Genomic DNA, 4,078 nt, shown 5'->3' on the forward strand with positions numbered 1-4,078 from the left:
TCGCCACGATCGGATCGTCTTTTAGGTTTTAACGTGTCAAATCCATTTCTTCGATAGTTTAAAAGCCATCCTTGTATGGTTTTGGCCGCCACTTTTCGTTCTCCATAATAGGGAATGTCATGAATTTTTCCATCGATTCTTTCAAAATATTCTTTTGATTGGACTTGTCCATTTAAAAGCGGGGCTATCAGCCCATAGCGAAATAAAGCAATTTCCTCCCGTACTTTTTCATTCATTGAATTTTCCTCCTTTTAATAGAAGGATAACCGGTTATCCATTGCCTTTATTCTACTTTTTCTGACAAGAGATTCATAGGCAAAATTTATGTGGGATGAATTATATTTTTTTCAGATAATAAATATGGTAAAATTAATTTGCCCATAAAGTATGATGATAAATGACTCCAACTCTTTCGAAAGAAGGACGATTCGCCAAAATCTCGGATCATTTTCACATATTTTAGGGCTTCTTTTTTTATATCTGATGAGAATCCCAGTTGATGATCTAATTCATTGAAGAAGGTGTGAACCCAGTGGATATTTGCATATAAACGCTTTATATGCTGGGCTAACTGTTGCCTATTTCCATTGACCTTTTTCCGCTTTAAAGCTTGATCCAATCGATCCAACATTGTATGTAATGTATGTTGGAAATAAGGGATAAGAAAACTGGGTAAAATCGAAATACTCACTTTACAAGACAAGCATCTTAAACGACAGATAGGAATATAAAATTCCTTGTCTTCTTTTAACCCATACCGGAAATAAAATCCATTTCTATGTAAGTTCCCTTGTGAAATACAGTCGCAACCAGGACAACGTTCGAATATTGGAAAGCAATTCTTTTTTCCCCGTGCATTGTATTCTTCAATTTCAATTTTAAAGTCGTGTAAAATGATCATAAAAAAACTCCCCCTTTTAATATGCAAAAATTTAGCATATTATTTCAGGAAAGTACAGTCTTTAATCTGGAAGAATGTAAACAAAGCGAGCTGTTTTTTGAGGGAATAAAGTGCTTCTTTACACAAATAATACTCATATTTTATTAAATATTACATACAGATTAGGTAGTTGTACGTAGTTTTGAATCACTGGTTGAGAACATTTGAGTTCATAAAACCGTAAAAGATTTTCTCCTAAGAACCAAATCTACTTTAGATAGTTCATATTCTGGTATTCTTTTACCAACGATTTAACTTTTGTCCGTGTTGTAGAACTCCCGCGGTTATGGCATAAATCAAGCACACTATGCTCTTAATTTTTAGTATTTAATCTCTATACACATCAAGTTAGCCTACATTAAATAATTGAAGACAACTGTACTTCACCCACTTTTTGTGGAAATGCATTGCATATGATAGCTTTGATTCTAAATATGAAACATTAAAATACACAAGGCCAAAAGAATGTATCGATTACCCGCTAGCCAACGAAGTGCACTGTCAAAAAGTTTATAAAGTAAAAATAACGCAAGACCTAAGAAAATATACGGCGCCAGCTCGTGGTTCAAAAACTTGGAAGATGATTTTCAAATGTCGAACTGCCGTAGAGCGTGTTAACGCTTATCTTAAGAAATTCTTCCAGCCTAATAATGTGCGTTATCACACTGGCAAACGCGCAAAAGTTCATTTTGACATGGTGACCCTTGTTTACAACGCATCAATAGCCAATTAAATCAACAATAAACTTCATGATTTCTGTTTTTTAAAATTCTGTAAGTCTTTGTATTTTTTAAAAGAGTAATTATGAAATTGACTCAAATATCTGATATAATTTTCTCCATGAGAAGACCTCTTTTCAAATTTTTGTCTGCAAACTCACATTTATATTAGAGTGTCTTCTCTTTTCTTGTCTAGGGTTTTGATTTAAATACTATCGAGAAACATTATAAACATACATAACCTATCCAGTTTGAATATACCCAGACCTGAATAATAGGTGTGGGTTATTTGACGCTTACAAAATTTTAAGAAATATATTTATAAAAATCTCCTCTTGATTCAATTAGGGAATCATAAGATCCACTCTCAATAATAGCCCCGTCTTCCATGAAGATAATTTCATCATATTGCTTTAATAGGTCATGATTAAAATAATGTGTTACTGTAATAAGAGTTAAATCTTCCATATTAAGTAATGTGTTTTCAATGTCATAGGCTGTTTTTATATCAATTGCAGAAGTTCCTTCATCTAAAATCAATAGTGGTTTATTTTGAATTAAAGCTCTTGCAACCGCTACTCGTTGTTTTTGTCCTCCAGATAAATTCACTCCATTCTCACCGGTTTCAGTATTTAAAGTTCTCTCTCCATCTAGAAACAATTTTACTCCACTCGTGTTGAGTGCATTATCTAATTGTTCATCCGTGTAAGTTTTATATAAGTAAATATTCTCTTTAATACTCTCATCAAACATGTAAATATTTTGATGAAGGATTGCGCACATTTCTAATACGCTATTAATATTTACATCTTTTAAATCCAAATTATCATATAAGACTTTACCTTCATAATTTGGATAGTGACCGCTTAATAATTGTATAAGTGTGCTTTTTCCACAACCACTCTTCCCAAAAATTACATATTTTTTATTCTTTTCAAATCTAAAAGAAATATTGTTTAAAACATTTTTATTTTTCCCATACCCAAAGTTTAATTCTTTAACAACAATATCTTTATTAAATGACGCTTTTTGATTACCTAAGAATCCCATGTCTTTATAATTAATCAGTAATAGTAAGCGATCGACAATAGGTGTCATTCCTTTAATTTTAGGCGTTTCCTCTGAAAGTGTTTGAATAGGAGCAGTTATATTACCACTTACTTGGACTAAACCTAATAAAGCTCCTGCAGTTAGTTCCCCTTGAATAATCAGATAAGCAGCGAATAGAATTACACCAACTTGAGCAACCAACCCCAACAAAAGTGAAATGGATTCAATAAATGCATATAATTTATCTACTGAGAACTTAGATTCATATACTTCATTTGATTTTTTTTGAAACTCGGATTGTATATGGTTGTTCATACTATTTGATTTTATTATCTCAAATCCTAATAATATATCTTTTGATTTAATGGTTAACTTAGAAAGTTTTTCCGAATAAATATTTTGTTTTTCCTGAAGAAATGGACTGAATATTCCAGGTACTATAATCAAAAGAACTAGCGCTATAATTAAAGCAACTGAAACAATAGGACTTATATAAAACATGACTATGAAAGAAGAAACGAAAATAATCGCACCTTGCACTACCGAAAGCAAGGGAGAAAAATAATTTTCCTCTAATAATTTTATATCATTTGTTAATGCTGATATATAATCAGCAGAATTAACAGATCTAAAATCACTAATGTTTTTTTTGAATATACCCTTGAATAGATCATCTCTTAACGAATTATTTATTTTACATATTAACTTCTTACTAAAGAAACCATATAAAAAGTAACTAACACCTAATCCTAAGAAAAAAAAGACTGAATTGAAAATACCATTATAGAATTCATCTAAATCAAGCAACAATGCTATATCCATAATATCTCTTAAGAGTATTGCAACTAAAGCTGACATTATGGCGAAAATCATACTAAAAATAAGAGTAATTATCAATAACAACTTATTTTGAAATATATACTTTTTCATTCTTATTAACCTCTCTCTATACACTTTTATTTAGTTTTTGTTCTTTTTCTTTATAAAAATCTTTCAAACTACAATATTAGTCAAGTGCTTCAATTGAACTTAGTAACTCTTTAATTGTTTTATTGATTCAAGTGAAGTTAACATACCTGTCCCAAGATACTTTACATAACTTTCTTTTAACGTCCAAAGATCATAAAATACAGAGATCTTTTTTTCTTCCTCCGTTATACTAATTAAGAAGTTAAACTCTTTTTTCGTTAAAAAGTATTTAGCCATATCAATATCATCCATTTTTTCAATATCAATACCGATTTTATTCTTATCAATGGCACAGATCACCCAATCACCTGAATGAGATATATTAAAATCCTAGATTATTCATAGCCCAATCATAAAACCTGAATAAACCGCATCAAATCAATTAAAAATAACCAATCAA

General features: G+C 30.5%; 3 protein-coding genes and 2 pseudogenes. 1 reads left to right on the plus strand and 4 read right to left on the minus strand.

The window, feature by feature from the left end; translation table 11 throughout:
* Together ABD814_RS04480 and ABD814_RS04485 are read right to left on the minus strand one after the other, a co-directional pair.
* Positions 1-236: pseudogene (locus tag ABD814_RS04480) on the minus strand (IS481 family transposase); the annotation flags it as partial.
* Between the two features lie 86 nt (positions 237-322).
* Positions 323-901 carry a hypothetical protein gene (locus ABD814_RS04485; protein WP_344910758.1) on the minus strand — a complete coding sequence of 193 codons (579 nt, stop codon included), beginning with the start codon at positions 899-901 and terminating at the stop codon, positions 323-325.
* A 448-nt stretch (positions 902-1,349) separates the two neighbouring features.
* Between ABD814_RS04485 and ABD814_RS04490 the strand changes: the two are divergent.
* A pseudogene (locus tag ABD814_RS04490) lies at positions 1,350-1,673 on the plus strand (IS5/IS1182 family transposase); the annotation flags it as partial.
* Between the two features lie 292 nt (positions 1,674-1,965).
* Here ABD814_RS04490 and ABD814_RS04495 read toward each other — a convergent pair.
* Positions 1,966-3,639 (minus strand): ABC transporter ATP-binding protein, encoded by a 1,674-nt coding sequence (locus tag ABD814_RS04495; protein WP_344910760.1) that lies wholly within the window; start codon positions 3,637-3,639, stop codon positions 1,966-1,968.
* Positions 3,640-3,738: 99 nt separating this feature from the next.
* Complete coding sequence (locus tag ABD814_RS04500) at positions 3,739-3,978, minus strand: 4'-phosphopantetheinyl transferase family protein (RefSeq protein WP_344910763.1); 240 nt, start codon at positions 3,976-3,978, stop codon at positions 3,739-3,741.
* Positions 3,979-4,078: the final 100 nt, after the last annotated feature.

It is taken from the genome of Amphibacillus indicireducens, assembly GCF_039539605.1.
In the GTDB taxonomy this organism is placed as follows: Bacteria; Bacillota; Bacilli; order Bacillales; family Amphibacillaceae; genus Amphibacillus; species Amphibacillus indicireducens.

Coding starts and splice junctions, on each gene's coding strand:
- ABD814_RS04495 (WP_344910760.1), bottom strand. CDS start 3,639: ATGAAAAAGTATATATTTCAAAATAAGTTGTTATTGATAATTACTCTT.
- ABD814_RS04485 (WP_344910758.1), bottom strand. CDS start 901: ATGATCATTTTACACGACTTTAAAATTGAAATTGAAGAATACAATGCA.